This is a genomic window from Shinella yambaruensis (assembly GCF_050859155.1).
GTDB lineage: Bacteria > Pseudomonadota > Alphaproteobacteria > Rhizobiales > Rhizobiaceae > Shinella > Shinella yambaruensis.
The window spans coordinates 4,083,529-4,110,170 of the sequence record NZ_CP150638.1 but is presented as its reverse complement, the minus strand read 5'-3'; the positions used below and the strand labels follow the sequence as shown (position 1 = coordinate 4,110,170).

The window sequence follows — 26,642 nt, the reverse complement described above, 5'->3', positions numbered from 1 at the left end:
GGTCTTCCGTCCGCCTCCACGGACGATGAAGAGCCCAAAGGCATCACAGGAAGCTGACATCTACCTGACATTGCGCTGCCGCACGGTCGCGCTTCACGCTACTGCGTGCGCAGAACCTCGTTCCAGCGGGCGATCAGCCGGGCCCGCTTCACCTGGTCGAGATAGACCATCAGGCCCGGGCTCACCGGTACGGGCTTGAGCTGCGCGCCGAGCAGCGCGCTCATCGTGCGCGCCGTGTTGGTGCCCGACACTTCGGGGCTGACGGCGGCGATCTGCAGTTCGCGGGCCATGATCGTCTGGCCCTCCTTCGACATGAAGAAGGCAAGGTAGCGCCGGCCGAGCTCGGGGGAGGCGGCGGCCTGCGGCACGAGGCCGATGCGCGACATGACGACGGTATAGTCCTTCGGCAGCACGATGCCGACATCGGGATGGCGCGAGGCCCAGTCCGCCGCATAGGAGCCGAGGATGTTGTAGCCGAGCACGAAGCGTCCGTCGGCGACGCGCTCCAGGATGGCCGAGCTGGTGGAATAGAGCTTCACACCCGCAGCCCCCATGGCCTGGATCACCGTCCAGATGTCGCCGAACTGCTCCTGGTCGCGCGCCATGAAGAGGAAGCCGACACCGGAGCGCTCGATGTCGTAGGTGCCGATGCGGCCGTAGACCGTCTCGCCCTGCCGCTTGAGGTAGTCGACGAACTCGGCGCGCGAGGCCGGCGGCTTTTCGTCCTTGAAGCTCGGCTTGTGGTAGACGAAGACGGCGGGCTCGAAGGTCAGCGCATAGGCGGTGTTGCGCCAGTTGGCCCAGGCCGGCCAGCGGTCGCTCATCGGCAGGTCGCTGCGCTGGGCATAGCCGTCATTGCTGAGCTTGACCTGGAGGTCCATCGCCGAGGAGAAGGCGAAATCGGCGGTCTTCTCCCCCGCGTCCGTCTCGCGCACGATGCGGTCGTAGACCTCGCCGGTCAGCATCTCGTCATAGCGCAGCGCGACATCGGGATTGGCCTGCTGGAAGCCCTCGATCATCGGCCGGGCGAGCGGTTCGTCCAGCGAGGAATAGACCACGAGCACCGGCGCATCCGCATCGCCGTTGCGGGCCGGAAAGAAGGCCGGCTCGGAAAATGCGGGCAGGGGCGCCGCCAGGAGCGCGAGAAGCATGAGGACAAGACGCATGGGGCGACCTTGCCAAAGCGCGAGGCCGTTCACAAGTGCGCCGCCCGCCGTTAAGTTCACGGCGGGAGGACGAACGACGTGCGCATTCTGCTGGTCGAGGACAACGAAGCCCTGGCGGATGGCCTGTCCGCCATCCTGAAGGGCACCGGGCATGCGGTGGACGTGGTGCGCGACGGCGCCTCCGCCGATGCCGCCATCGCGTCGGAGAGCTTCGATCTCGTCATCCTCGACCTCACGCTGCCCGAGATGGACGGCCTCGACGTGCTGCGCGCCATGCGGGCCCGCCGGAGCAAGGCGGCCGTCCTGATCCTGACGGCCCGCGGCGCGCCGGAGGAGCGGGTGCGCGGCCTCGACCTCGGCGCCGACGACTACATGATAAAACCCTTCGACATCTCGGAATTCGAGGCGCGCGTGCGCATGCTGCTGCGCCGGCAGGCGGGGCTGCGTTCGGCGGCGATCACCTTCGGCGGCGTCGTGCTCGATCTCAACTCGCGCAGCTTTTCCGCCGACGGCGCGCCGCTCGACATTCCCGCCCGTGAACTCGGCCTGCTCGAAATCCTCTTCATGCGCGCCGGAAAGGTGGTCGCCAAGGAAGCGATCATGCAATCGCTCGCCGCCTTCGACGACGATCTCTCGGCCAATGCCATCGAGCAATATGTCAGCCGGCTCCGCAAGAGGCTGGCGCCGCACGGGCTGACCGTGCGCACCGCCCGCGGCATCGGCTACTATCTCGACAAGGCGCCCGCCGCTTGACGCTCCTTCCGGCCTCATCGCTGCGTCGCCGCCTGCTGCTCTGGCTGCTCGTCTCGACGGCGGTGATCGGCACGGTCGCGCTCGTCGATACCTATCACGAGGCCGTCAAGACGGCGAACGAGGTTTCCGACCGGGTGCTGGCCGGGTCCGCGTTGGCGATCGCCGAACGCGTCGTGGTGACGGAGAACGGCACGCTCGAGGTGGACATTCCCTATGTCGCGTTGGAAATGCTGACATCGGCCGCGCAGGATCGGGTCTTCTACCGCGTAGACGGACCACCCGGCCAGTTCATCACCGGCTACCAGACCCTGCCAACGATCCCGGAGACGGCGGGCCAGCCGATGGGTTTTGCGGATGCGACCTTCCGCGGCGAGCCGATCCGCATCGCGGTGCTGCAGCGTTCGGCGTCGACCGGCATCAATTCCGTGCCCTTTGCCGTCACCGTCGCCGAGACCACCATCGCCCGCCGCCAGCTGACCCAGACGATCCTGCTGCGGTCGGCGCTGCGGCTTGCCATGATGATCGCGGGGGCCGCCCTCATCGTCTGGATCGCCGTCACCGTGTCGCTCCGGCCGCTCTACAGGCTTAGCGACGCCATTGCCGAACGCAGCCCGAACGACCTGCACCCGATCGAGCAGCGCGTGCCGAGCGAGGTGCAGGGCCTCGTCGATACCGTCAACTCCTTCATGGTGCGCCTGCAATCGGCGCTCGACGCGCTCCGGCATTTTTCCGGCAATGCCAGCCACCAGCTGCGCACGCCGCTCGCCATCATCCGCACCCAGCTCGCGCTGGCGAGCCGCGCCGGCACGCTGGAGGAGGCGCAGGAGGCCGCCCGCAAGGGTGATGCCGCCGTCGCCCATGCCGAGCGCATCCTCGCCCAGCTCCTGCTGATGGCCAAGATCGATGCCGCCGGCTCCAACGAGCCGCAGAAGACGGCGCCGGTCGATATCGCCGCGCTCGCCCAGCAGCTCACCGCCGACCGCGTGCCCACGGCCGCCGAGGCCGGCATCGATCTCGGCTTCGAGGGAGAGGGGCCTGCCTTCGCCCGGGCTGAGCCGCTGCTTTTCGGCGAGCTCCTGCGCAATCTCCTGGAAAACGCCATCGCCTATGCCGGCAACGGGGCGGAGGTGACGGTTCGCGTGCGCCGCGCCGCGGATGCCGTGCTTCTCGGCGTGGAGGACAACGGTCCCGGCATTCCGCCCGAGCGCCGCGGCCTCGTGCGCCAGCGCTTCTCCCGCGGCGAGCACCGCGATGCGCCGGGCATGGGCCTCGGCCTGCCCATCGTGGAGGAAATCGCCGCCCTGTTCGATGCGACGATGGTGCTGGACAGCGGTGCGGACGGCCGGGGCCTCTGCGTGACGATCCGCTTCCCTGCGGTGGATGGTTAGGACCCTGCTGTCCGGGAATGCGTGCCTTGCCACCGCCCCTCTCCCCTGCCTTCTGCTACGGGGAAGGAGTGCCGAGCTTGAAGCAGGGCAGCCATGACGATGCCGAATAGCAGGTCGAGGATTCTGGCTATCCTGTTGAATTTTCAGCATTCCGGTTGTTTTCATCCGAGCGGTGCCCGGCAAAATTTGCCGTTTCGCAAGGCAGCCATGCGTTGTGGCCGTAGCTGGGCGGTTGTTCCTTCCGGCAATGCATAGTAAGCTACGCTTACAATAAGCCAGAAAGCGAACATGTCCTCTCGACCCGATCCCGACGCCCTCGGTTTCGTCCTCATCGACGTTGCCCGCATGCTGCGCAGCGCCTTCGAGCGCCGCATCGCCACCGCCGGTCTCGGCCTCACACCGGGCGAGGCGCGCACCCTCGTGCGCATCGCCACGCTGGAAGGCAGTCGCCAGCTCGACATCGCCCAGCGCATGGGTATCGAGCCGATGACGCTCTCGACCTATCTCGACCGCCTGCAGAGCCTCGGCTACATCGAGCGCCGCCCCGACCCGGCCGATCGCCGGGCCAAGCTGATTTTCACTACGCCGATCGCGGGCGCCCTCATCGCCAGTATCCGCACCGAGCAGATCGAGCTGATGGAGCATGTGACGAGCGGCATCGGCCCGGAGGAGCTGGAACTGATGCGCGACCGGCTGAAGCGGCTGCGCGCGAATCTCTGCGCCCTCGAGGAAGACGGCGCCGCACCCGTGCTGGCAAAGGAAGCCGGCCGATGACGACGCCGCGCATGAGCGAGCGCCGCACCAGCATCATCGCCGCCTTCCTCGTTGCGCTCGGCCCCGTTTCCATGGCGCTCTATACGCCGGCCATGCCTGAGCTGGTGCGCGCCTTCTCCTCGACGGAATCGGCGATCAAGCTGACGCTTTCGCTCTATTTCGCCGGTTTCGCGCTGTCGCAGCTCGTCTCCGGCACCATGTCGGACGTGCTCGGCCGGCGGAAGACCACGCTGATCTTCATGACCGTCTATCTCGCCGGCAGCCTGATGGCGGCCTTCGCGCCGAGCGTCGGCGTGCTCCTGGCCGGCCGTCTCGTGCAGGGCATCGGCGCGTCGGTCGGCATGACCGTCTCGCGCGCCATCGTGCGCGACCAGTTCACCGGCACCGAGGCCGCCCGCATCATGAACATGGTCGGCATGATGCTCGCCGTCGGCCCGGCCGTCTCGCCGACGCTCGGCGGTTTCGCGCTCGGCCTGTTCGGCTGGCAGTCGATCTTCTTCCTGATGGTGGGCTTTGCGCTGGCGGCCTGCGGCGCGGTCTATTTCTTTATGGCCGAGACCACGGTGCCGGATCCGGCGAAGGGACGCATCGGCCCGATCCTTGCCGGCTATGCAGCGCTTGCCACGAGCCGCCGCTTCGTTTCCGCCACGCTCGTCATGGCCGGCGCGGTCGGGGCGCTCTACGGCCAGGCGACCATGCTGCCCTTCGTCCTGATCGGCACGGTCGGCCTGACGCCGACGGAGTTCGGCGTCGGCATGCTCATGCAGTCGGGTTTCTTCTTCGCCGGCACGGTCTGCGTGCGCCTTCTGTTGCGCACGGTCGCGCCCGCCCGGATCGTGCTGCCCGGCCTTTGCTTCATCGGCTTTGCCAGCATTTTGATCGCGCTCACGTCGCATCTGCTGACGCCGAGCTTCCTCAGCGTCATGGGGCCGGTCGGCATCTATGCCTTCGGCATCGCCTTCGTCATGCCCTATATGATGACGGCCGCCATGGAGCCCTTCCCCGAGATCGCCGGTTCGGCTTCCGCGGCCATGGGCTTCATCCAGATGGGGGCCGGCTTTCTTGCGGGCCTGCTTGCCGCCGCCATCGGCATGCCGCTCTTCGCCTTCGGCACCATCATTCCCGCCATGGGCCTGGTGGGGATCCTTGCCTACGCCTGGTATCGTGCGATCTGCAGCCGCGATGCGCAGCTTGCCGCCGAGCCGGCGGAATAACGCCTGCCGGAAACGAAAAGGCCCGCTGCCGTTCCCGGCAGCGGGCCTCTGGTCTGGTCGCGATCCGGTGATCAGCCGCGGCGCTTGCGGGCGGCGAGCGTACGCAGGCGCAGCGCGTTCAGCTTGATGAAGCCGGCGGCATCCTTCTGGTCGTAGGCGCCCTGGTCGTCCTCGAAGGTGACCAGCGTGTCGGAGTAGAGCGACTTGTCCGATTCGCGGCCGATGACCATGACATTGCCCTTGTAGAGCTTCAGCGTCACTTCGCCCTCGACATGCTCCTGGCTCTTGTCGATCAGCGCCTGCAGCATCTCGCGCTCCGGCGAGAACCAGAAGCCGTAGTAGATCAGTTCGGCGTAGCGCGGCATCAACTCGTCCTTGAGATGCGCGGCGCCGCGGTCGAGCGTGATGCTCTCGATGGCGCGGTGCGCGGCGAGCAGGATCGTGCCGCCGGGCGTCTCGTAGACGCCGCGCGACTTCATGCCGACGAAGCGGTTTTCCACGAGGTCGAGGCGGCCGATGCCGTTGTCGCGGCCGTAATTGTTGAGCGTCGCCAAGAGCGTCGCCGGCGACATGCGCACCCCGTTGATGGAGACGGCATCGCCGCGCTCGAAGCCGACCTTGATGATAGTCGCCTTGTCCGGTGCGGATTCCGGGGAAATGGTGCGCATATGCACATATTCCGGTGCCTCGACGGCCGGGTCTTCCAGCACCTTGCCCTCGGAGGAGGAGTGCAGGAGGTTCGCGTCGACCGAGAACGGCGCTTCGCCCTTCTTGTCCTTGGCGACCGGGATCTGGTGCTGCTCGGCGAATTCCAGGAGATGCGTGCGGCTCTTGAACGACCAGTCGCGCCAGGGCGCGATGATCTTGATGTCGGGGTTCAGCGCATAGGCGGACAGCTCGAAGCGGACCTGGTCGTTGCCCTTGCCGGTCGCGCCGTGCGCGATGGCGTCGGCGCCGGTCTTGGCGGCGATCTCGATGAGATGCTTGGAGATCAGCGGGCGGGCGATCGAGGTGCCGAGCAGGTAGACGCCCTCGTAGACGGCATTGGCGCGGAACATCGGGAAGACGAAATCGCGCACGAATTCCTCGCGCACGTCCTCGATGAAGATCTCCTTGATGCCGAGCATCTCGGCCTTCTTGCGCGCCGGCTCCAGTTCTTCGCCCTGGCCGAGATCGGCGGTGAAGGTCACGACTTCCGCGTTGAGTTCGGTCTGGAGCCATTTCAGGATGATCGAGGTGTCGAGGCCGCCCGAATAGGCCAGCACGACTTTCTTCACGTCTTTATGTGATGCCATGGTGATGAGGTCCGTTGCATGAAGGGGCGCGGCAAACCCGCGAAGGCCCGGTATCGCGGCACTTTTAGCGAGATTGGCGCGTGACGCAAGGGCGCGTGCCGACGCGACGTGACGCAAGGGTGATTTGACCCGGCCGGCGCAGGTCCCATATTTCCCTGAGTGGACCATTGAAGGGGATGATCCCATGACGAACATGCGAGACATCATCAAGGAATCCAATGTCGCCGTCATCACGGGCGGCGCGGCCGGCATCGGCCTTGCCGCAGCACGGCGCTTCGCCGAGGCCGGCATGTGCATCGCCATCGCCGATCTCAACGCCGACCGGCTGGGCGAGGCGCGCGCCGAACTCGAGGCCATTGCCGGCGAGGCGAATGTCATGGCCGTGGAGACGGACGTCGCGCACCGGCATGAGCTGGAGGCGCTGGAGCGCGCCGTGCTGCAGCGTTTCGGGCGCGTACATGTGCTGATGAACAATGCCGGCATCCAGCCGGACACCTCCATCTTCAGCGCCGAGGCGAACTGGGACCATATCCTCGCCGTCAACCTGATGGGCGTCATCCACGGCACGCAGGTCTTCGGCCCGAACATGCTGGCCCATGGCGAAGCGGGCCTCATCATCAACACCGGCTCCAAGCAGGGCATCACCACGCCGCCCGGCAACCCCGCCTACAATGTCTCCAAGGCCGGCGTGAAGGTCTTCACCGAGGCGCTCCAGCACGAATTGCGCAATACGGCGGGGGCCCGGCTCTCGGCCCATCTCCTGATCCCCGGTTTCGTCTTCACAGAGCTGACGAAGGGCGACCGGACGGAGAAGCCGGATGCCGCCTGGACGCCGGCCCAGACCGTCGCCTTCATGATGGAGAGCCTGGAGCGCGGCGATTTCTACATCCTGTGCCCGGACAACGACGTGCCGCGCGCGCTCGACGAGCGCCGCATGGCCTGGGCGATCGGCGACGTGATCGAGAACCGTCCGCCGCTGTCGCGCTGGCACAAGGACTATGCCGAAAAGTTCCGCGCCTTCGTCGAAGGCGCCTGATGCCGGCGAGCCTTGCCCAGGCATCCCGTCATGGCGGAGGGCGGGTGACAAAGGATCGCCGTTACAGCCGATCATAGACTTTGATTGGCATTTTCCGGAAAGCCGGATTAGAGGTTTCTCACTTCCTCCGGCTTTCAGGGCTTCACCATGGACTTCCTGCCCACGCTTCCGACGCTTCTCGCCTTCACGGCCGCGAGCCTGCTGCTCGCTATGACGCCCGGCCCCGACATGACGCTGTCGATCAGCCGTGCGCTCTCGCAGGGGCGCGGGCCGGCGCTCTATGTGGTGGCCGGCACCAGCCTCGGCATCGTGGTGCACACGCTGCTGGTCGCCTTCGGCATCTCCGCCCTCATCACCGCCTCGCCGACCGCCTTCCTGATGCTGAAGACCGGTGGCGCCGCCTATCTCCTGTGGCTGGCCATCCAGGCGATCCGCTACGGCTCCAGCCTCTCCGTCAAGGCGACGGCGGGGCCGCGCGGCACGGCGCTGGCCAATATTTCCAGCGGCTTCTGGGTGAACCTGCTCAATCCGAAGGTCATCATCTTCTTCATGACCTTCCTGCCGCAGTTCATCAGCGCGGGCGATCCCGATGTCACCGGCAAGCTGATCTTCCTCGGCCTGTTCTTCATCGTCGTCGGCATTCCCGTGAACATCCTGGTGATCCTCGCCGCCGACAAGCTGGCGTCCTGGCTCCAGCAGAACCCCAGGGTGCTGCGCGGCATCGACTATACGTTTGCCGGCGTCTTCTCCGTCTTCGCGGCAAAGATCCTGTTCACGCAGGCGCGCTGAGCAGGGTCACACCCGATAGCGGTAGTGGCCGGTGAGGGGATAGGCGAAGAGCACGTCCTCCAGCCGCGCCCCGGCACCGATATTGTGCACGAGGAGGGGGCGCGCGCCGTCGGCGCTGCGGTCGTCCGCCACGATGCCGATATGCGGCAGGTTGCCCGGCAGCATCTGCGAGACGATGTCGCCCGGCCGGTAGTCCGCGCCGTCCCTGCTGACCGGCAGGGCGGCACCCGCCCGCTTCAGGAAGGTCTGCAGGTTCGGCACGCGGCGATGGTCGATGTTGCGGTCGGTGCGCTTCAGGCCCCAGAGCGGCGGATAGGCGGAAAAGGCCTTGCGCATGTCCTCGTGCACGAGGACCTGGAGATCGACGGCAAGGCCGTCGCGATAGGCGCGCACGATCACGTCGGTGCACACGCCCCGCTCCCGCGGCACGTCGCCGCCGGGATAGTCCAGCCGGGAATAGGCGGGATCATAGGTCAGCGTAACGCCGATCTGTCGCCGCGCCGCCGCCACGAGTTTTTGCGCGTCGTCTTCGGCTGGCTGTGCCCGCAAGCCCGCCGGCAAAACGAGGGCGGCCCCCGAGGCCAGGCCGCCTGCAAGCAGCGCGCGACGAAACAGCATGGGCGCCTCCTTCTCCGACGCCGCACGCTGCGCAGGGAATCGGGCGCTTTGGTGGCGCCTCAGCCGATCAGCAGCGCGTCGTCGTCCAGCGTCTGGCCGCGCATCTTGCGGAACATGGCGATCAGGTCCTCGACCTGCAGCGTCTTGCGGCTGTCGCCGGAGACGTCGAGAACGATTTCGCCGCCGTGCAGCATGACGGTGCGGTGGCCGTAGTCCAGCGCCTGGCGCATGGAGTGCGTCACCATCAGCGTCGTCAGCTTGCGCTCGGAGACGATCTTCTGCGTGAGGGTCATGATGAACTCGGCCATGCCGGGGTCGAGCGCCGCGGTGTGCTCGTCGAGCAGCAGCACGTCGGAGCCGGCGAGCGTCGCCATGACGAGCGAGACGGCCTGGCGCTGGCCGCCGGAGAGCAGGTCCATCCGGTCGCGCATGCGGTTTTCGAGGCCGAGGTTCAGTTCGGCGATGCGCTCGCGGAAAAGTGCGCGGCGCTGGGGACCGAGGGCGGAGGCAAGGCCGCGCCGTTCGCCGCGGCGGGCGGCGAGCGCAAGGTTCTCCTCGATGGAGAGCGCGCCGCAGCTGCCGGTCAGCGGGTCCTGGAAGACGCGGGCGACGCGGCCGGCGCGGGCGGCGGTGCCCTGGCGGGTCACGTCCGTCGTGCCGATCTTGACCTGGCCTTCGGTGGCGATGACGTCGCCGGCGAGAACGCCGAGCAGCGTCGACTTGCCGGCGCCGTTCGAGCCGATGACGGTGACGAACTGGCCTTCCTCGATGGTGAGGCTGACGCCGTTCAACGCCTGCTTCTGCAGCGGCGTGCCCTTGCCGAAGACGACCTTGATATCGGAGACGGAGATCATCAGGCGGCTCCCCCGCGGCGAAGGCGCGGCAGGACGAGCGCCACGGTGACGAGCAGGGCCGTCACGAAATTGAGGTCGGAGGCCTGGAGGCCGAGCACGTCGGAGGAGAGCGCGAGCTGGATGGCGATGCGGTAGAGGATCGAGCCGAGCACGCAGCCGATCAGCGCGATGAGGATGCCCCTGGCGCCGAACAGCGTCTCGCCGATGATGACGGCGGCAAGGCCGACGACGATGGTGCCGACGCCCGAAGTGACGTCGGCAAAGCCGTTCGTCTGGGCGAAGAGCGCACCGCCCAGTGCGACGAGCGCATTGGAGAGCGCGATGCCGAGATAGATCTGGCGGTTGGTGTTAACGCCCTGCGCGCGGGCCATGCGGGCATTCGCCCCCGTCGCGCGCATCGAGAGGCCGGCATCGCTTTCCAGGAAGCGCCAGACGACCACGACCGCGACGACGACCAGGATGCCGACGAAGAGCGGGCGGACATAGAAATCGCGCAGCCCATGGCCGAAGAACGGGCTGATCATCGTGTCGGCATTGATCAGCGCGACGTTCGGCTTGCCCATGACGCGCAGGTTGACCGAGAAGAGCGCGATCATGGTCAGGATCGAGGCGAGCAGGTTGAGGATGCGGAAGCGCACGTTCAGCGTCGCCGTGACGAGGCCGGCAATGGCGCCGGCCACCATGGCGACCGCCGCGGCGATCCACGGGTTGACGCCGGCGATGATCAGCACGGCCGCGACGGCCGCGCCGAGCGGAAACGAGCCGTCCACCGTCAGGTCCGGAAAATCCAGCACGCGGAAGGCAAGGTAGACGCCGATCGCGACGAAGGCATAGACCAGCCCCAGTTCGACGGCACCCCAGAAGGCAATCAGGCTCACGGTTTCGGCTTTCTCTTTGTCACCCGTTCCGCATTTTCCGCGGGAGGGGTCTTCTTAACAGATCAACCGCTGCCGGGCGATCCGGCAGCGGTTGATTCCGATTGGGAATGTCCGGATAACCCGGGCTTATTCGATCACGCGGGTCGCACGGCCGACGACGGCTTCCGGAAGCGTGACGCCCATCTTGGCAGCCGCGCCCTTATTGACGACGAGGTCGGTGCCGGCGGCAACCTTCACGGCGATGTCGCCCGGGGTCTCGCCCTTGAGGATGCGCACGACGATCTCGCCTGTCTGCTTGCCGACGTCCTTGTAGTTGAAGCCGAGCGCCGCGATGGCGCCGCGCGAAACGGAATCCGTGTCGGCGGTGAAGAGCGGCAGCTTGGCTTCCTCGGCGACGGCAACCGCGCCTTCGAGGGCCGAGATGATCGTGTTGTCCGTCGGGATATAGATCGCGTCGGCACGGCCGACGAGCGCGCGGGCGGCGCCCTGGACTTCGGCGGACTTGGTCGCGGCGGATTCGACGACTGTCAGGCCGGCCTTTTCGGCTTCTTCCTTCAAGACGGCGAGCAGCGAGACGGAGTTCGCCTCGCCCGAATTGTAGAGGTAGCCGACCGTCTTGGCTTCGGGCAGGATTTCCTGGATCAGCGCGATGTGCTCGGCGACCGGCGACATGTCCGAAAGGCCGGTGACGTTGCCGCCGGGCTTGTCCATGTCCCTGACGAGCTGCGCGCCGAGCGGGTCGGAGACGGCCGTGAAGACGATCGGGATGTCCTTCGTCGCGGAAACCACGGCCTGGGCGGAGGGCGTGGAGATCGGCACGATGACGCTCGGGTCTTCACCGGCGAACTGGCGGGCGATCTGCGCGGCCGTCGCGGGGTTGCCCTGCGCCGATTCGTAGAGGAACTTCAGGTTCTCGCCTTCCTTGTAGCCGGCGGCCTCCAGCGCTTCCTTCACGCCGTCACGGGCGGCGTCGAGGGCCGGATGTTCGACGATGGCGGTCACGGCAACCGTGACGTCCTCGGCCTTGGCCGGCAGCGAAATCGCGAGCGTCGCCGCGAAAGCGAGCAGAAGATGGCGCATGGATGGTCTCCCTAGAATGATTTTAGGCCGGTTCTAGGCAAAACGTGCCTTCAAATCAATTCTCGGAATCGACTGCTTCAATCACAATTCATGATGAGATGGGTGCGGCAAAGTGTCGGCACCCGCGGCGTGGACGCCCGGGTCGAGCCCGAGCATGCCGGAGGAGAGGTTCTCACCTCGGGAGGACGCGGCCCCGGCGCAACCGGATGAGGGGCCTTTCAGTCGTCCTCGCCGTGCCCGACGATCATCATCGCCTCGAAGGCCATGCGGTCGACCTTGCGCATGCGCTCGGATTCCGATTTCAGCTGGCCGCAGGCGGCGAGGATGTCGCGGCCGCGCGGGGTGCGGATCGGCGAGGCGTAGCCGGCCTGGTTGATGAAATCGGCGAAACGCTCGATCTGCTCCCAGTCGGAACACTGGTAGTTGGTGCCCGGCCAGGGATTGAAGGGGATGAGGTTGATCTTCGCAGGAATGCCCTTCAGCAGCTGCACCAGCAGCTTGGCGTCCTCCAGCGTGTCGTTGACGTCCTTCAGCATCACATATTCGAAGGTGATGCGCCGGGCGTTCGACAGGCTCGGATAGGCGCGGCAGGCGTCGAGCAGCTCCTTCAGCGGATACTTTTTATTGATCGGCACCAGCATGTCGCGCAGGTCGTCGCGCACGGCATGCAGCGAGATCGCCAGCATGACGCCGATCTCCGAGCCGGTTCGATAGATCTCCGGCACGATGCCCGAGGTCGACAGCGTCACGCGGCGCTTGGAGAGTGACAGGCCGTCGCCGTCGGTGGCGATCAGCAGCGCCGTCTTGACGCTCTCGAAATTGTAGAGCGGTTCGCCCATGCCCATCATGACGATGTTGGAGACCTTGCGCCCTTCCGCCGGTACGATGGCGCCAGCCGGCGTGTCGCGGTCCGGGAAATCGCCCAGCCGGTCGCGGGCGAGCAGCAGCTGCGAGAGGATCTCCTCGGCCGTCAGGTTACGCACCAGCTTCTGCGTGCCGGTGTGACAGAAGGAACAGGTGAGCGTGCAGCCGACCTGGCTGGAAATGCAGAGCGTGCCGCGGCCTTCCTCGGGAATATAGACGGTCTCGATCTCGACTGGCCGGCCGGCGCCGCGCGGGGGAAAACGCAAGAGCCATTTGCGCGTGCCGTCGCTGGAGATCTGCTCGTCGACGATCTCGGGGCGGGCGATGGTGAAATGCGTCTTCAGCATTTCGCGCATGTCCTTGGAGACATTGGTCATGTCGTCGAAATCGGAAACGCCGCGCACATAGAGCCAGTGCCAGAGCTGGCTGACGCGCATCTTCACCTGGCGCTCGTTGACGCCCTTTTCGACGAGCGCGCGGCCCATCTCCTCGCGCGAAAGGCCGATCAGCGAGGGCTTTTCAGCGGCGGGAAGGGTGCGCACCAGCGGCGCCTTGACGGGCTCGGCCGTGTTGAGAAAGTCCATGCTTGCCATCGGGTCATCCTCAAGATCATGGCACGCCGGCGCAGGTTCCTGCGCCGCAAGCGGTCCATGCTCGATAGAAGTTCATTGGGGGCCAGGAGCGTCTGAAAACGCGGCTTGCGGCCCGGTTGCCGGCCCTTTAGCACTGTTCCGGCGGAAAGTCACCTCTCCGTGCAGACGGCGCGCAGGCACGCCCGCAGCCAGCGATGGGCCGGATCGGCATCGACGCGTGGATGCCAGAGCATGGAGACGGTGTGCTCGGGCAGGGCAAGCGGCAGGGCGAAGTCCGCCATGCCCTCCCGCAGCCGCGCCGTATAGCGCTCCGGCACCTCCGTGACGAGGTCCGAGTCCCGGGCGAGTGCCAAAGCCTCGGAAAAGCTCGCGACGGTGACGGCGATGCGGCGCGCCAGGCCGAGCCGGGCGAGCGCCTCGTCGACTAGGCCGCCATCGCGTCCCCGTCGGGAGACGAGGATGTGCGTTCCGCCTGCATAACGCTCAGGCGTCACCGGGCCTTCGGTGAGCGGATGCTTTTTACGCACGACACCGATGAACCGGTCGCGAAACAGTGCCTGCGCCCGTACTTCCGGCCCTGTCGTGCTGCCGATCACGCCGGTTTCGAGATCCACCGCGCCGTCCCGCAAAGGCGTGCTCTCCTTGTCGGGCTTCGCCACGAAGCGGAGTTTCACGCCCGGCGCCTCCCGGGCGACGCACGCCAGGAGGGCGGGCCCGAAGGTCTCGACGAAACCCTCGCGGTTGCGCAGCGTGAAGGTTCGCACGAGGGTTTTGGGGTCGAGCAGTTCGGCCGGCCGCAGCAGGGTTTCGGCCTCCTCGACGACGCGCCCGACCGCTTGGCGCAGGACGAGCGCCCGCGGCGTCGGCACAAGGCCGCGCCCGGCGCGCACCAGGAGCGGATCGCCGGTCACGTCGCGAAGACGGGCGAGCGCCCGGCTCATGGCGGAAGGGCTGAGCCGCAGCCGCTGCGCCGCGCGCGCGACGCTGCCTTCGGCGAGCAGCACGTCGAGGGTGACGAGAAGGTTGAGATCGGGCCGGGCCATGGCGCGATCCTAGCATTTTCCCAGGAGGATGACATGGCGCCAGATGCACGAATGAAGTGCAGGCGATGCGCCTTCCGCCCTATCCGGTGAGAATCTATCTGTCGGAGGAGACAACGACAGGAGAGCGCCATGGCGGATACACCGACCATCACGACGACACGCCGCACGACCGGCGCGCTTTGCGGGCTGTCGCTCGCCATCCTGCTCTCCTCGCTCGGCACCAGCATCGCCAATGTCGCCCTGCCGACGCTTGCGGAAACCTTTGCCGCGCCGTTCGGGCAGGTGCAGTGGGTGGTACTGGCCTATCTTCTGGCGAGCACGGTGCTGGTCGTCGGCCTCGGCCGCCTCGGCGACCTTTTCGGTCGTCGCCGGCTGCTTCTGGCCGGGCTTGCACTGTTCACCGCCGCGTCGGCGCTGGCGGGTCTGGCTCCGACGCTGCCGCTCATGATCGCCGCCCGGGCCCTGCAGGGGCTGGGGGCGGCGGCGATGATGGCGCTCGCCATGGCCTTCGTCAGCGAGACCGTGCCACGGGAGCGGATCGGTAGCGGCATGGGCCTCATCGGCACCATGTCTGCTATCGGCACTGCTCTCGGCCCCTCGCTCGGCGGTTTGCTGATCGCCGGCTTCGGCTGGCCGGCGATTTTCCTCGTCGCCGTCCCCTTCGGCCTTGCCGCGCTGGCACTGGCCTGGCGCTTCCTGCCCGCCGATCGCGCCAGCGCGGCGGTCGCCCGCTTCGATTTTCCGGGCGCCGGCCTGCTCGCCGCAACGCTCACGGCCTATGCGCTGGCGATGACCATGGGGACGAGCGCCTTCGGGCCGGTCAATGCCGTCTTCCTTGCCGCTTCTGCGGTGGGCATGGCTCTCTTCATCCTGCGGCAGCAGCGGGCGGCGGTGCCGCTGATCCGGCCCGCCGCATTCCACCGCGCCGGGTTTCGCGCAAGCCTTGCCGCCAATGGACTGGTCGCCACGGTGATGATGGCGACGCTCGTCGTCGGGCCGTTCTATCTTGCCGGCGCGCTGGGGTTAGGCCCGGCCGGCGTCGGCTTCGTGCTGGCGGTCGGGCCCTTCGTCTCCACGGCAAGCGGCGTTGTCGCAGGACGCCTCGTCGACCGGTTCGGCGCCCGGCGCATGGCATTGGGCGGGCTTGCCGTAATGGTCGCGGGGGCGCTCGGGCTGTCCGTTCTGTCCGCGCTCTTCGGCCTTGCCGGCTATGTCATGGCCATCGCCGTGCTGACGCCGGGCTACCAGCTTTTCCAGGCTGCCAACAATGCGGCCGTCATGGGCGGCGTCGGCGCCGGGGAGCGTGGCGTCACGTCCGGCCTGCTCGTCCTGTCGCGCAATCTCGGCCTCATCACCGGCGCCTCCCTGATGGGCGCGATCTTCACGCTCGCCGTCGGCACGAAGGCGGTGACGCGCGCGGACCCCGCGGCGATCGCCACAGGCATGCACATAACCTTCGCGGTGGCGGCGGCGCTTGTCCTTGCGGCCCTCATCCTTCTTGCGCAAAGCAAGGCCTGAGCATTCCGCAAACGAAAGGGCCGGCGCGAACGCCGGCCCTTTCCGTTTCTGCCCGCAGGGAAATCAGCGGCAGCTTTCGATCTGCTTCAGCGCCGCCGAAATGCCCGACAGCGAATAGGAGTAGGACGTGCCCGTGCCGCGGCGGGATTTCGCCTGGACCTGCATGTCCCTGCCGCCCTTCATGGCCGCGACCAAGGCCGGCTCTTCTGCGGCGTTCTCCACCCAGGCCGAATTGCCCTTGGTGAACATCACGAAGGTGCGCCCGTCGATGACGACGTTGACCTTGGAGGCCTCCTGCAGCGGATAGCCCATCATCGCCTGCGGCTCGTAGCTGATGTTCTGGCCCGGGCGCTGGGAGACGAGGAAGAAGACGTCGCCATGGTCGACGCCGGCCGGGTTCTTCTCCTTCGGCACCGACAGCACGTAGCAGACCTTGCCGCCTTTCGCCTGGTAGGAATAGGCACCCCAGGCATTGAACTGCTGAATGCGCGTCGGCGTCTGGGCCGAGGCAACGCCTGCGGTCACGACGACGAGGGCGAGTGCGGTTGCGAGCTTTCTTACGAACATGTTTTCCTGCCGGTTGTCTTGCCAGTGATTGCCCGGCCGAAGGCGGTGCCCTCGATGCCGGTGTCGGCCACGCATGATGACGATTTGATTCATTTTGACTTAATTCAGGTTACCAAACCGTCAACATGCGCTCATTTTACAAAGGTCATCCGCGCCGCACCGGGACAAATTCGCGTCAAGTTTCCGCTGCTGCCTTCCGGAGCGCTTCCGCCGGTCGTGAAAACGCTCCCGCTCCTGTCGGCGCAATCCCGGGCGCAAAACCGCTATGCACGTTTGCTGGATTCGCTGAGAAAGGCGAGCGTGCCCAGTCCCCATTTGGTGAGATAGAACCCGTCGAAGCCATTTAAGGCACAAGGAATAGGGCAAGAATTTGACTTCGCCACCGCGGGTCGAGTGCAGGACGGGCGGCGGCCGGGCTCAGCCGGCCGGTTGGACATCCGGCTCGTCCGCGAGCGCCTTGTCGGCGGCCACGTAGTGGTCCTCGCGGATATGCCCGCGGATGGCGGCGAAGGCGGCGGTCAGCACGGCGATGTCATCGGAAAAGCCGACAAGGGCGAATAAATCCGGAATGCCGTCGAGCGGCAATACGAAATAGGCGAGGGCGGCGAGCAGGATGCCGCGCACCTTGGTGGGCGTGCGGGAATCCAGCGCGCAATAGTAGGCGGCGACGAGGTCGCGGGAGAACGGCACCTGCCGCATCGCGCGCTTGAGGACCGGCCAGAACCGTTTCTTCACGCGGTTCTCCTGACGCTCCTGCTCGTCCTCGTCTCCCGGCAGAAGAATCTCGCCGATCTTCACATCATCCATGCACGGCCTCCTTCAGGTGGCGATGCCGGAAAAAACCCGGCGGGAATGATATGGGAACGGCTTCACAGGTCTTCAACTCTTCGTGCGCGCGGCCGCCGCGTTGTCCATTGCCGTCGCCAGCTTGACGTCGAGCTCGGTGAGGCCGCCCGCATCGTGGTTCGTGAGGCGCACCTCGACGCGGTTGTAGACGTTGAACCATTCGGGATGATGGTTGAATTTTTCCGCCGCCAGCGCGCCCTCGGTCATGAAGCCGAAGGCTTCGCGGAAGGTCTTGAACTTGAATTTCTTCTCGATGGCGATGCCGTCATCCGAGCGGGTCCAGCCGTCAAGGGCCGCGATCGCCGCGGAAATCGCCTCTTCGCTCAACTTTTCCTGTTTCATGGCGCGCTCCTTTCCGGTCGATCCTACCATGGAAAACGGCGCCCGAAGGCGCCGTGTTCCGTTTGTGATGAAAGGCGGTCAGACGAAGAACTGGCCGCCGTTGGCCGAGATGGTCGAGCCGGTGATGAAGCCGGCATCGTCCGAGGCGAGGAAGACGACGATGCGGGCGATCTCGTCCGGCTCGCCGAGGCGGCCGACCGGGATCTGCGGGATGATCCGCTCGTTCAGCACCTTTTCCGGGATGGCGCGCACCATCTCGGTGCCGATGTAGCCCGGGCAGATGGCGTTGACCGTGATGCCCTTGGCGGCGCCTTCCTGGGCGAGCGCCTTGGTGAAGCCGAGGTCGCCGGCCTTGGCGGCGGAATAGTTCGCCTGGCCCATCTGGCCCTTCTGGCCGTTGATCGAGGAGATGTTGATGACGCGGCCGAAGCTGCGGTCGCGCATGCCGGACCACACCGGATGGGTCATGTTGAAGAGGCCGGTGAGGTTGGTGTTGATCACCGCGCCCCACTGGTCCGGCGTCATCTTGTGGAACATCGCGTCGCGGGTGATGCCCGCATTGTTGACGAGGATGTCCACCGGTCCGAGATCGGCCTCCACCTTGCCGATCCCCTCGACGCAGGATTCGTAGCTCGAAACGTCCCATTTGTAGACCGGGATGCCGGTCTCCGCCTTGAAGGCGTTCGCGGCGTCGTCATTGCCGGCATAGTTCGCGGCCACCTTGTATCCGGCGGCCTTCAGCGCCACCGAAATGGCCGCGCCGATGCCTCGCGATCCGCCCGTTACCAATGCTACCCTGCTCATGTGGCTCACTCCCCTGAAACTGTTTTTCGAGTCGACCCGTCGCCCCGCCGGCGGCGGGTCCTGGCAAAGTAGCTTGTAAGCTTTTGCTTACATGCTCTCAACGCACATCGCCACGCCCATGCCGCCGCCGATGCAGAGAGTGGCGAGGCCCTTCGAGGCGCCGCGGCGCTTCATCTCGAAGAGGAGCGTGTTGAGGATGCGGGCGCCGGAGGCACCGATCGGGTGACCGATGGCGATGGCGCCGCCGTTGACGTTGACGATCGACGGATCCCAGCCGAGATCCTTGTTGACGGCGCAGGCCTGGGCGGCGAAGGCCTCGTTGGCTTCCACGAGGTCGAGGTCGCCGATCTTCCAGCCGGCGCGCTCGAGCGCCTTGCGGGAGGCCGGGATCGGGCCGGTGCCCATGATCTTCGGATCGACGCCGGCGGTCGCCCAGGAGACGATGCGGGCGAGCGGCTGGATGCCGCGGCGGGAGGCTTCCGCCTCGCTCATCAGGAGGGCGGCGGCCGCGCCATCATTGATGCCGGAGGCATTGGCCGCCGTCACGGTGCCTTCCTTGTCGAAGGCGGGCCGCAGCTTGGCCATCGAATCGAGCGTGGCGCCATGGCGGATATATTCGTCGGCGTCGACCGTGACGTCGCCCTTGCGGCCCTTGACGATGAAGGGAACGATCTCGTCCTTGAAGCGGCCTTCCTTCTGGGCGGCTTCGGCCTTGTTCTGCGAGGAAACGGCGAAGGCATCCTGCTCGTCGCGCGAAAGCTGCCACTGCTTGGCGACGTTCTCGGCGGTGATGCCCATGTGGTAGCCGTAGAAGGCGTCGGTCAGGCCGTCCTTGATCATCGTGTCGATCATCTTGAAATCGCCCATCTTCACGCCGCCGCGCAGGTGCGCGCAATGCGGTGCCATGGACATGGATTCCATGCCTCCGGCGACGATGATGCCGGCATCGCCCGTGGCGATCTGCTGCATGCCGAGCGCCACGGCGCGCAGGCCCGAGCCGCAGAGCTGGTTCATGCCCCAGGCGGTCGCCTCCTGCGGGACGCCGGCCTTCATGGCGGCCTGGCGGGCCGGGTTCTGGCCTTCGCCGGCCGGCAGGACCTGGCCGAGGATCACCTCGTTCACCTCGCCCGCCGCAACGCCCGCGCGCTCCAGAACCGCCGAAATGACCGCCGCCCCGAGCTCGTGGGCGGGCGTGTTGGCGAAAGCTCCGTTGAAGGAACCGACCGCGGTGCGGCCGGCGCTGGCGATGACGATGGATGGGGTGCTCATGTGTGCTTCCTCAGTTCTGACGACCTTGCGGCCGGCCTTGGAACCAGGCCCGGCGCACGAACGGCGCGAGCCCGGCGGTTCTCCCGAAATCAAAACTGGCAAAGCGGAGGAGGAGAGTCAAACGGGATATCCGATGCCGCTAAAATTTCATCGGCGCGGCGTGCAGCATGAAAATCCATGTTGCGCAGCATTGCTCGCCGCATCGCACAATTCGATTGTCAGCGCGCGTCTTTTTGCCGATACTCGTCAGGACCAAAAAAGAAATGGAAATACGGGGATGAGGAGACCCTAATGGCCAGGAACGACGGTCAGATCGTCATCAAGAAATATGCGAACCGGCGGCTCTACAATACGGGCACCAGCACCTATGTGACGCTGGACGATCTCGCGGTCATGGTGAAGAAGGGCGAGGATTTCACCGTGCAGGACGCCAAATCCGGCGAGGACATCACCCATTCGGTGCTGACGCAGATCATTTTCGAGCAGGAATCGAAGACCGGCAACACGCTTTTGCCCATCTCGTTCCTCCGCCAGCTGATCTCCTATTACGGCGACCAGATGCAGATGGTGGTGCCGAGCTATCTCGAACACTCCATGCAGGCCTTCACCGAGCAGCAGTCGCAGATGCGCGAGCAGATCAACAAGACCTTCGGCGATACGCCGCTCGGCAAGAACCTGCAGGTGCCGATGGCGCTGATCGAGGAGACGACGCGGCGCAATACGGAGCTGTTCCAGCAGGCGATGAAGATGTTCTCGCCCTTCGCCAATGCTGCGCCGCCGAAGGAGACCCGCAAGGCGGACGCCAAGGACCTCGACGAATTGAAGGAGCAATTGCGCGCGCTCCAGACGAAGCTCGACAGCTTGAGCTGACGACACGGCCGGCGCGGGCCTGCCCCGCGCCCGTCACAGCCCGATCGAAAGATCCCGGCTCGCCGTGCGGATCGACACGGCAAAACCCGCGATGACATCGATGAAGGTGATCGTCATCAGGATGAAGAAGATCTGCGTCGCCGCGCCCTGCACCAGCAGGAACTCGACGAGGAACACCACGAACAGCACCATCGAGAGCATGTGATCGAGCAGCGCGCGCGAGCCCGGGCGCGTGGCCTTCAGGATCTCCACGAAGAGCAGCACGAGCGCGATGAGGATAAGGAGGTCGCCGAAGGCCATGGTCCAGGTCGTGCCGGACAACATGTTGACCGCCATCACCTCGCTGTCGAGCACGGCGACGCCGCCGTCGCCGAAAAGGCCGGTCATGGCGAGGTTGTAGAGGGCGAACGGGATGATCAGCAGCGGTATGGCCAGAAGCATGGGCGGCGGTCTCCTAGAGCATTTCCAGCCGAAGCGAAGTCGCTTCGGCGCCGGATAATGCGGAAAACAAGAATCCAGGGCAATTCCAGCAAAAGTGCGAAGCGGTCTTGCATCCGGAATTGCGTAAAACAAACAGATAGAGCGTTTTTACGATTCGAAGAAAAGCGGAAATGCTCCAACGACCGTCTTCGCACGAGCGGCCCCGTTTCTCTCTTAGCCCACGAATCGGCGCAAGAAAATGTCGCCGCCGCGACGACAGGCATTCGGGGGGGGCGGATGGCCCAAAAGAAAAGGGCCGGCAAGCCGGCCCCTGATATCAGCTGATGCCGAAAACGCTTATGCGTTTTCCTTCGGCGTCAGAACCTGGCGACCGCGGTACATGCCGGTCTTCAGGTCGATATGGTGCGGACGGCGCAGTTCGCCCGAGTTCTTGTCTTCGATGTAGGTCGAACCCTTCAGAGCGTCTGCGGAACGGCGCATACCGCGCTTGGACGGGCTCGTTTTTCTTTTCGGTACAGCCATTTCACTAACTCCACTTATCGGGCAAACACATCCACGGGCCACCGGATGGGCGACAGGGACATGTCTTTATCTCGGAAATTGGGGCGGCTTATACACAGCAAAATCCCGCTTGACCAGTCCCCGGGCGGTTTTTTTCGATTCCGCCGGTCACGCCTCGTCCTCGGGCACGATCCACGGCTCGGCCAGCGCCGCCGCCTGCCACGTCTGCCAGGCCCGATGCGCCTTCATGCGCGCCATATAGGCCAATACGGTTTCGTCGCGGGTCAAGCAATAGGCCTCGAACCGGTTGACGACCGGCGCATACATCGCATCGGCTGCGGAAAAGGCGCCGAACAGGAACGGCCCGCCGGAGCGCGCGAGCGCCGTCTTCCAGATCGTCTCGATGCGGGCGACGTCATCCGTCACGCCGTCCGGCAGGTCGATTTCGCCCGGCTTGCGGCGGATGTTCATCGGGCAGGCATTGCGCAGCGCCCGGAAGCCGGAGAGCATCTCCATCGAGATTGCCCGCGCCTCGGCCCGTGCCGCGCCGTCCTTCGGCCAGATCCCGGCATCGGGAAAGAGCTCGGCGACATATTCGATGATCGCGAGCGATTCCCACACCCGCACCGCGCCGTGATGCAGCACCGGCACCTTCCCCGTCGGCGAGATCTTGCTGAATTCCGGGTTGCCGGCGGGAAAGTCGAAGGGGATGACCTTGTCGGTGAACGGCACGCCGGCCGCCGTCATGGCGATCCAGGGCCGGAAGGACCAGGAGGAATAGTTCTTGTTGCCGATATAGAGGATGAGGTCCGACATGGTGCTCCCGCGCGCTCTTGATACGGCGGAGACCCTAGGCCTTCACCGGGGCCGGCACCAATGAAAAGGCCTGAACTCACTCATAAAGGCACTTGATATATTCGCCCGAGCGGCTGGCGCGCCGCTCGATCAGGCGGGCGAGGCGCTGCAGGCCGCGTCCCGGCTTTCCGGCATTGCGCTCGTAGGGGTTGGGCAGGGAAACGGCGAGAAGGGCGGCCTGCCGGCGCGAGAGCTTGGCGGCCGGTACCTTGAAATGGTGCTGCGCGGCGGCCTCGATGCCGTAGATGCCGGGGCCCCATTCGGCGATGTTGAGGTAGATCTCCATCAGCCGCCGCTTGCTCCAGACGAAATCCGCCGCGACGGCGAGCGGCAGTTCCATCGCCTTGCGCACGAAGGAGCGGCCGTTCCAGAGGAACAGGTTCTTGGCCGTCTGCATCGGGATCGTGCTGGCGCCGCGCGTCTGCTCGCCGGCCAGCGCCTCGTTGACGACGGCGCGCATCTCGCCCCAGTCGACCCCGCCATGGCGGCAGAACTGGCCGTCCTCGGACATCATGACCGCCTGCACCAGGTTGGGCGAGATCTCGTCGAACGCCACCCATTGCCGGTCGTAGCCGCGCAGGAGGGCGAGATCGCGCAGCATCAGCGTGGAAACCGGGCGCACGAATTCGATCGTGTAGAGCAGGATCAGCACATAGGGCAGCGCGACGATGGCCAGGACGACAAGCACGAGGCGTCGCCAGTTCCGGCGAAGCCGGCTCATCCAACCGTCCCTTTCACCGGCTTCTGCCTCCGTGTTGACCGAATCTGTGCGTGTTTCCGGTACGATGTCCAAGAGCCGGCGTCCGTCCTTCCGTCGTTGCGCCTTCATACCGTCACGGCTCGCCAAAAACCAGTCTGCGGCGCGATTCTTTGAAGCAGCCCGGGCATGGCCGTTGCTTCGGCCCGGAGCCCATGCCAAAGAGCGGCCATGAGCGAACGTTACCAGGAATTCCAGTCCCTGCTGAAGGGCAATGCCGAGGCGGTGGAGGCACTGCTGGCAACGCTGCTGTCGGGCAGCGTCTCGGCGGACGAGATCGCCCGCCCCGAACGGCTGCTCGCCGCCATGCGCCACGGCGTGCTCAACGGCGGCAAGCGGCTGCGGCCCTTCCTCGTCATCGAATCCGCCGCGCTCTTTCCGGGCGTGGAGCGCACGGCGGCGCTGCGCGTCGGCGCCGCGCTCGAATGCATCCACTGCTATTCGCTCGTGCATGACGACCTGCCGGCCATGGACGACGACGACCTGCGCCGCGGCCAGCCGACCGTGCATATCGCCTTCGACGAGGCGGCGGCGATCCTTGCCGGCGACAGCCTGCTGACGCTGGCCTTCGATATCGTTGCGGCGCCCGAAACGCGTCTGCCCGATGCCACCAAGACGGCGCTGGTGCTGGCGCTCGCCCGCGCCGCCGGCATCGGCGGCATGGCCGGCGGCCAGGCGCTCGACCTTGCGGCAGAGACCGATGCGCCGGACGAGGCGGGCATCGTGACGCTGCAGAAGATGAAGACCGGCGCGCTCCTGCGCTTCGCCTGCGAGGCCGGCGCCATCGTCGCGGGGGCCTCGGCGGGGGACCGGCAGACGCTGCGCCGCTACGGGGAGACGGTCGGCCTTGCCTTCCAGATCGCCGACGACCTGCTCGACCTCACCGCCGATGCCGCGACCATGGGCAAGGCGACCGGCAAGGATGCCGATCGCGGCAAGGCGACGCTCGTCGCCCGGCGCGGCCAGGCCTGGGCGGAAAACCGTCTTCGGGAACTCGTGGCGGAGGCCGAGGCGCTTCTTGCGCCGTTCAGCCATCGCGCCGGCATCCTGATCGAAACCGCCCATTTCATTGCCAATCGCAGGAATTGACGTCATGAGCAAATTCTGGTCGCCGATCGTCGCCACGCTCAAGCCCTATGTCGCTGGCGAACAGCCGCGCATTCAAAACCTCATCAAGCTCAACACCAACGAAAACCCCTACGGCCCGTCGCCGAAGGCGATCGCCGCCATGCAGGCCGCCGTCGCCGACAGCCTGAAGCTCTATCCGGATCCGAGCGCGCTGGCGCTGCGCCAGTCGATCGCCCGTTTCCACGGCGTGGACGTGGATGAGGTCTTTGTCGGAAACGGTTCGGACGAAGTCTTGGCGCACGCCTTCGTCGCGCTCCTCAAGCACGACAAGCCGCTCGTCTATCCTGATATCACCTACAGCTTCTACCCGACCTATTGCCGGCTCTTCGGCATTCAGGCGGAGGAGATTGCGCTGAAGGACGACTTCACCATCGATCTTGCTGACTACGATCGGCCCTGCGGCGCCATCATCCTGCCGAATCCGAACGCCCCCACCGGCATCGGCCTGCCGCTTGCCGCCATCGAGGCGCTGGTTGCCGCACACCCGGACCAGCCGGTGGTGGTCGACGAGGCCTATATCGACTTCGGCGGTGAAAGCGCGATCCCGCTGACCAGGAAATACGACAACCTGCTGGTCGTGCACACGCTGTCGAAGTCCCGCTCGCTGGCGGGCCTGCGCGTCGGCTATGCCATCGGCCAGCGCCCGCTGATCGACGCGCTGGAGCGCGTGAAGGACAGTTTCAACTCCTATCCGCTCGACCGCATCGCGCAGGCCGGCGCCGCGGCCGCCATCGACGATCGCGAATGGTTCGACGAGATGCGGGGCAAGGTCATCGACACGCGCGAGCGCGTCACAGGCGCGCTCCGTCAGCGCGGCTTCGAGGTGCTGCCCTCGCAGGCGAATTTCGTCTTCGCCCGCCATCCGGCCGTGAGCGGCGAGGCGCTGGCGAGGGGCCTGCGCGAGCGCGCCGTGCTGGTGCGCCATTTCGCCAAGCCGCGCATCTCCGATTTCCTGCGCATCACCATCGGCACGCCCGAGGAATGCGACCGGCTGATCGCGGCTGTCGAGGAGATCGTCTGAGGTTTGGAGCACTTCCAGGAAAAGCGGATACCGGTTTTCCTGGAAATGCGACAAATCCTCCAGGACCGCCGCCTACTCGGCGGCCGCCTGGCCCTGGCCGTAGCGCTTCTCGATATAGTCGTTGACGAGCGTCTCGAATTCACCGGCGATGTTGGTGCCGCGCAGCGTCAGGGCCTTCTTGCCGTCGACATAGACGGGAGCGATCGGCAATTCGCCGGTGCCGGGCAGCGAGATGCCGATATCGGCATGCTTGCTCTCGCCCGGGCCGTTGACGATGCAGCCCATGACCGCGACCTTCAATCCCTCGACGCCGGGATATTTTTCCCGCCAGACCGGCATGTTCTTGCGGATGTCGTCCTGGATCTTCTGGGCGAGTTCCTGGAAGACCGTGGAGGTGGTGCGCCCGCAGCCCGGACAGGCGGCGACGACGGGTATGAACTGGCGGAAGCCCATGACCTGCAGCAGTTCCTGCGCCACCTGCACCTCGCGGGTGCGGTCGCCACCGGGCTCCGGGGTCAGCGAGATGCGGATCGTGTCGCCGATGCCTTGCTGCATGAGGATGCCGAGCGAGGCGGAGGAGGCGACGACGCCCTTCGTGCCCATGCCGGCTTCCGTCAGGCCGAGATGCAGTGCATGGTCGGAGCGTGCCGAGAGCATCGCATAGACGGCGATGAGGTCCTGCACGTTGGAGACCTTCGCCGAGAGGATGATGTGGTCGCGCGGCAGGCCGATCTCCTCGGCAAGCTCGGCGGACAGCAGCGCCGACTGGCAGATCGCCTCGCGCATCACCTGCTGGGCGGTAAGCGGAAAGCCCTTGTCCTGGTTCTCGTCCATCAGCCGGGTCAGGAGCTCCTGGTCGAGCGAGCCCCAGTTGACACCGATGCGCACCGGCTTGTCGTGGCGGATCGCCGTCTCGACGATGGCGGCGAACTGCCTGTCCTTCTTGTCCTTGAAGCCGACATTGCCGGGATTGATGCGGTATTTCGCCAGCGCCTCGGCGCAGGCCGGATGGTCGGCGAGCAGCTTGTGGCCGATATAGTGGAAGTCGCCGACGAGCGGCACGTCCATGCCGAGACGCAGGAGGCGTTCGCGGATCTTCGGCACCGCCGCCGCGCTCTCGTCGCGGTCGACCGTGATGCGCACGATCTCCGAGCCGGCGCGGTGGAGGGCGGCGACCTGCGCCACCGTCCCGTCGATATCGGCCGTATCCGTATTGGTCATCGACTGCACGACGACCGGCGCACCGCCGCCGACAAGCACGCCGCCGACATCGACGCCGACGGACCGGCGCCGCGGCTTCGGTTCAAAGTCGAAGGAGAAGGACATTCTGGAGCCTCTTGCTCGAAAACCGGCCGCACGCGGCATCGCTCGTGCAGCC

At 66.1% G+C, this 26,642-nt stretch carries 28 protein-coding genes; 10 read left to right on the top strand and 18 right to left on the bottom strand.

The window, feature by feature from the left end:
- Positions 1–98: 98 nt before the first annotated feature.
- Positions 99–1,166: an ABC transporter substrate-binding protein gene (locus tag WMC41_RS20055; protein ID WP_380686142.1), complete on the bottom strand. Its 1,068-nt coding sequence runs from the start codon at positions 1,164–1,166 to the stop codon at positions 99–101.
- Positions 1,167–1,244: 78 nt separating this feature from the next.
- Here WMC41_RS20055 and WMC41_RS20050 point away from each other — a divergent pair, with 78 nt between their 5' ends.
- The 4 genes from WMC41_RS20050 to WMC41_RS20035 all read left to right on the top strand — a co-directional run bounded on the left by WMC41_RS20050 (position 1,245) and on the right by WMC41_RS20035 (position 5,295).
- Complete coding sequence (locus WMC41_RS20050) at positions 1,245–1,919, top strand: response regulator (RefSeq protein WP_064331887.1); 675 nt, start codon at positions 1,245–1,247, stop codon at positions 1,917–1,919.
- Positions 1,916–3,307, top strand: coding sequence for a sensor histidine kinase (locus WMC41_RS20045; RefSeq protein ID WP_432345925.1), 1,392 nt, complete (start codon positions 1,916–1,918; stop codon positions 3,305–3,307). Before WMC41_RS20050 ends, WMC41_RS20045 begins: the two co-directional genes overlap by 4 nt.
- A gap of 288 nt (positions 3,308–3,595) precedes the next feature.
- Positions 3,596–4,081, top strand: coding sequence for a MarR family winged helix-turn-helix transcriptional regulator (locus WMC41_RS20040; RefSeq protein ID WP_244769164.1), 486 nt, complete (start codon positions 3,596–3,598; stop codon positions 4,079–4,081).
- On the top strand, positions 4,078–5,295 hold the full coding sequence (locus WMC41_RS20035; protein WP_432345923.1) for a multidrug effflux MFS transporter: 1,218 nt from the start codon (positions 4,078–4,080) through the stop codon (positions 5,293–5,295). The genes WMC41_RS20040 and WMC41_RS20035 overlap by 4 nt, the downstream gene beginning before the upstream one ends.
- A 71-nt stretch (positions 5,296–5,366) precedes the next feature.
- On the opposite strand, the gene WMC41_RS20030 is transcribed toward WMC41_RS20035, so the two are convergent.
- Positions 5,367–6,590 carry an argininosuccinate synthase gene (locus WMC41_RS20030; RefSeq protein ID WP_244769166.1) on the bottom strand — a complete coding sequence of 408 codons (1,224 nt, stop codon included), beginning with the start codon at positions 6,588–6,590 and terminating at the stop codon, positions 5,367–5,369.
- 184 nt (positions 6,591–6,774) lie between these two features.
- On the opposite strand from WMC41_RS20030, the gene WMC41_RS20025 reads away from it, so the two are divergent.
- A complete protein-coding gene (locus WMC41_RS20025) occupies positions 6,775–7,626 on the top strand; it encodes an SDR family NAD(P)-dependent oxidoreductase (RefSeq protein WP_432345921.1) in 852 nt (283 codons plus the stop codon).
- Between the two features lie 147 nt (positions 7,627–7,773).
- Positions 7,774–8,415 (top strand): LysE family translocator, encoded by a 642-nt coding sequence (locus WMC41_RS20020; RefSeq protein WP_244769168.1) that lies wholly within the window; start codon positions 7,774–7,776, stop codon positions 8,413–8,415.
- 6 nt (positions 8,416–8,421) lie between these two features.
- On the opposite strand, the gene WMC41_RS20015 is transcribed toward WMC41_RS20020, so the two are convergent.
- From WMC41_RS20015 to WMC41_RS19990, 6 genes are all read right to left on the bottom strand, one after another.
- A complete protein-coding gene (locus WMC41_RS20015; protein ID WP_432345919.1) occupies positions 8,422–9,033 on the bottom strand; it encodes a DUF1287 domain-containing protein in 612 nt (203 codons plus the stop codon).
- A 59-nt stretch (positions 9,034–9,092) separates the two neighbouring features.
- Positions 9,093–9,887: an ABC transporter ATP-binding protein gene (locus WMC41_RS20010; protein ID WP_244769170.1), complete on the bottom strand. Its 795-nt coding sequence runs from the start codon at positions 9,885–9,887 to the stop codon at positions 9,093–9,095.
- Positions 9,887–10,765, bottom strand: coding sequence for an ABC transporter permease (locus tag WMC41_RS20005; RefSeq protein WP_432345917.1), 879 nt, complete (start codon positions 10,763–10,765; stop codon positions 9,887–9,889). The genes WMC41_RS20010 and WMC41_RS20005 overlap by 1 nt, the downstream gene beginning before the upstream one ends.
- A gap of 126 nt (positions 10,766–10,891) precedes the next feature.
- The gene (locus WMC41_RS20000) at positions 10,892–11,845 is read right to left on the bottom strand and encodes an ABC transporter substrate-binding protein (protein WP_272807060.1); all 954 of its coding nucleotides are present in this window, start codon (positions 11,843–11,845) and stop codon (positions 10,892–10,894) included.
- Positions 11,846–12,063: 218 nt separating this feature from the next.
- Positions 12,064–13,302: a 23S rRNA (adenine(2503)-C(2))-methyltransferase RlmN gene (gene rlmN / locus WMC41_RS19995; RefSeq protein ID WP_064331876.1), complete on the bottom strand. Its 1,239-nt coding sequence runs from the start codon at positions 13,300–13,302 to the stop codon at positions 12,064–12,066.
- A gap of 149 nt (positions 13,303–13,451) precedes the next feature.
- Complete coding sequence (locus WMC41_RS19990) at positions 13,452–14,345, bottom strand: LysR family transcriptional regulator (protein ID WP_432345915.1); 894 nt, start codon at positions 14,343–14,345, stop codon at positions 13,452–13,454.
- Positions 14,346–14,474: 129 nt separating this feature from the next.
- Here WMC41_RS19990 and WMC41_RS19985 point away from each other — a divergent pair, with 129 nt between their 5' ends.
- The gene (locus tag WMC41_RS19985; protein WP_432345913.1) at positions 14,475–15,863 is read left to right on the top strand and encodes an MFS transporter; all 1,389 of its coding nucleotides are present in this window, start codon (positions 14,475–14,477) and stop codon (positions 15,861–15,863) included.
- Positions 15,864–15,926: 63 nt separating this feature from the next.
- On the opposite strand, the gene WMC41_RS19980 is transcribed toward WMC41_RS19985, so the two are convergent.
- The 5 genes from WMC41_RS19980 to WMC41_RS19960 form a co-directional block, all read right to left on the bottom strand.
- A complete protein-coding gene (locus WMC41_RS19980) occupies positions 15,927–16,430 on the bottom strand; it encodes an invasion associated locus B family protein (protein ID WP_064331875.1) in 504 nt (167 codons plus the stop codon).
- A gap of 417 nt (positions 16,431–16,847) precedes the next feature.
- On the bottom strand, positions 16,848–17,237 hold the full coding sequence (locus tag WMC41_RS19975) for a YkvA family protein (RefSeq protein ID WP_432345911.1): 390 nt from the start codon (positions 17,235–17,237) through the stop codon (positions 16,848–16,850).
- Between the two features lie 72 nt (positions 17,238–17,309).
- Complete coding sequence (locus WMC41_RS19970; RefSeq protein ID WP_244769176.1) at positions 17,310–17,618, bottom strand: 4a-hydroxytetrahydrobiopterin dehydratase; 309 nt, start codon at positions 17,616–17,618, stop codon at positions 17,310–17,312.
- A 78-nt stretch (positions 17,619–17,696) separates the two neighbouring features.
- A complete protein-coding gene (locus WMC41_RS19965; protein WP_244769177.1) occupies positions 17,697–18,422 on the bottom strand; it encodes a beta-ketoacyl-ACP reductase in 726 nt (241 codons plus the stop codon).
- A gap of 87 nt (positions 18,423–18,509) precedes the next feature.
- Complete coding sequence (locus WMC41_RS19960) at positions 18,510–19,691, bottom strand: acetyl-CoA C-acetyltransferase (RefSeq protein ID WP_244769178.1); 1,182 nt, start codon at positions 19,689–19,691, stop codon at positions 18,510–18,512.
- A gap of 291 nt (positions 19,692–19,982) precedes the next feature.
- On the opposite strand from WMC41_RS19960, the gene phaR reads away from it, so the two are divergent.
- Positions 19,983–20,561, top strand: a complete 579-nt coding sequence (gene phaR, locus WMC41_RS19955; protein WP_244769179.1) for a polyhydroxyalkanoate synthesis repressor PhaR — start codon at positions 19,983–19,985, stop codon at positions 20,559–20,561.
- 33 nt (positions 20,562–20,594) lie between these two features.
- Here phaR and WMC41_RS19950 read toward each other — a convergent pair whose 3' ends face one another.
- The 4 genes from WMC41_RS19950 to mtgA form a co-directional block, all read right to left on the bottom strand.
- Positions 20,595–21,002, bottom strand: a complete 408-nt coding sequence (locus WMC41_RS19950; protein ID WP_064331869.1) for a hypothetical protein — start codon at positions 21,000–21,002, stop codon at positions 20,595–20,597.
- A gap of 336 nt (positions 21,003–21,338) precedes the next feature.
- Positions 21,339–21,524, bottom strand: coding sequence for a 50S ribosomal protein L32 (gene rpmF / locus WMC41_RS19945; protein WP_064331868.1), 186 nt, complete (start codon positions 21,522–21,524; stop codon positions 21,339–21,341).
- Positions 21,525–21,671: 147 nt separating this feature from the next.
- Positions 21,672–22,319 (bottom strand): glutathione S-transferase family protein, encoded by a 648-nt coding sequence (locus tag WMC41_RS19940; protein WP_244769180.1) that lies wholly within the window; start codon positions 22,317–22,319, stop codon positions 21,672–21,674.
- A gap of 76 nt (positions 22,320–22,395) precedes the next feature.
- Positions 22,396–23,151 carry a monofunctional biosynthetic peptidoglycan transglycosylase gene (mtgA, locus tag WMC41_RS19935; RefSeq protein ID WP_398431242.1) on the bottom strand — a complete coding sequence of 252 codons (756 nt, stop codon included), beginning with the start codon at positions 23,149–23,151 and terminating at the stop codon, positions 22,396–22,398.
- Between the two features lie 135 nt (positions 23,152–23,286).
- Between mtgA and WMC41_RS19930 the strand changes: the two genes are divergently transcribed.
- Both WMC41_RS19930 and hisC read left to right on the top strand, forming a co-directional pair.
- Entirely contained in the window at positions 23,287–24,204 is a 918-nt protein-coding gene (locus tag WMC41_RS19930) for a polyprenyl synthetase family protein (RefSeq protein WP_244769182.1), read from the top strand.
- 4 nt (positions 24,205–24,208) lie between these two features.
- Positions 24,209–25,264, top strand: coding sequence for a histidinol-phosphate transaminase (gene hisC / locus WMC41_RS19925; protein ID WP_244769183.1), 1,056 nt, complete (start codon positions 24,209–24,211; stop codon positions 25,262–25,264).
- 72 nt (positions 25,265–25,336) lie between these two features.
- Here the strand turns inward: hisC and ispG are convergent, their stop codons facing one another.
- Positions 25,337–26,590 (bottom strand): flavodoxin-dependent (E)-4-hydroxy-3-methylbut-2-enyl-diphosphate synthase, encoded by a 1,254-nt coding sequence (gene ispG, locus WMC41_RS19920; protein WP_244769184.1) that lies wholly within the window; start codon positions 26,588–26,590, stop codon positions 25,337–25,339.
- Positions 26,591–26,642: the final 52 nt, after the last annotated feature.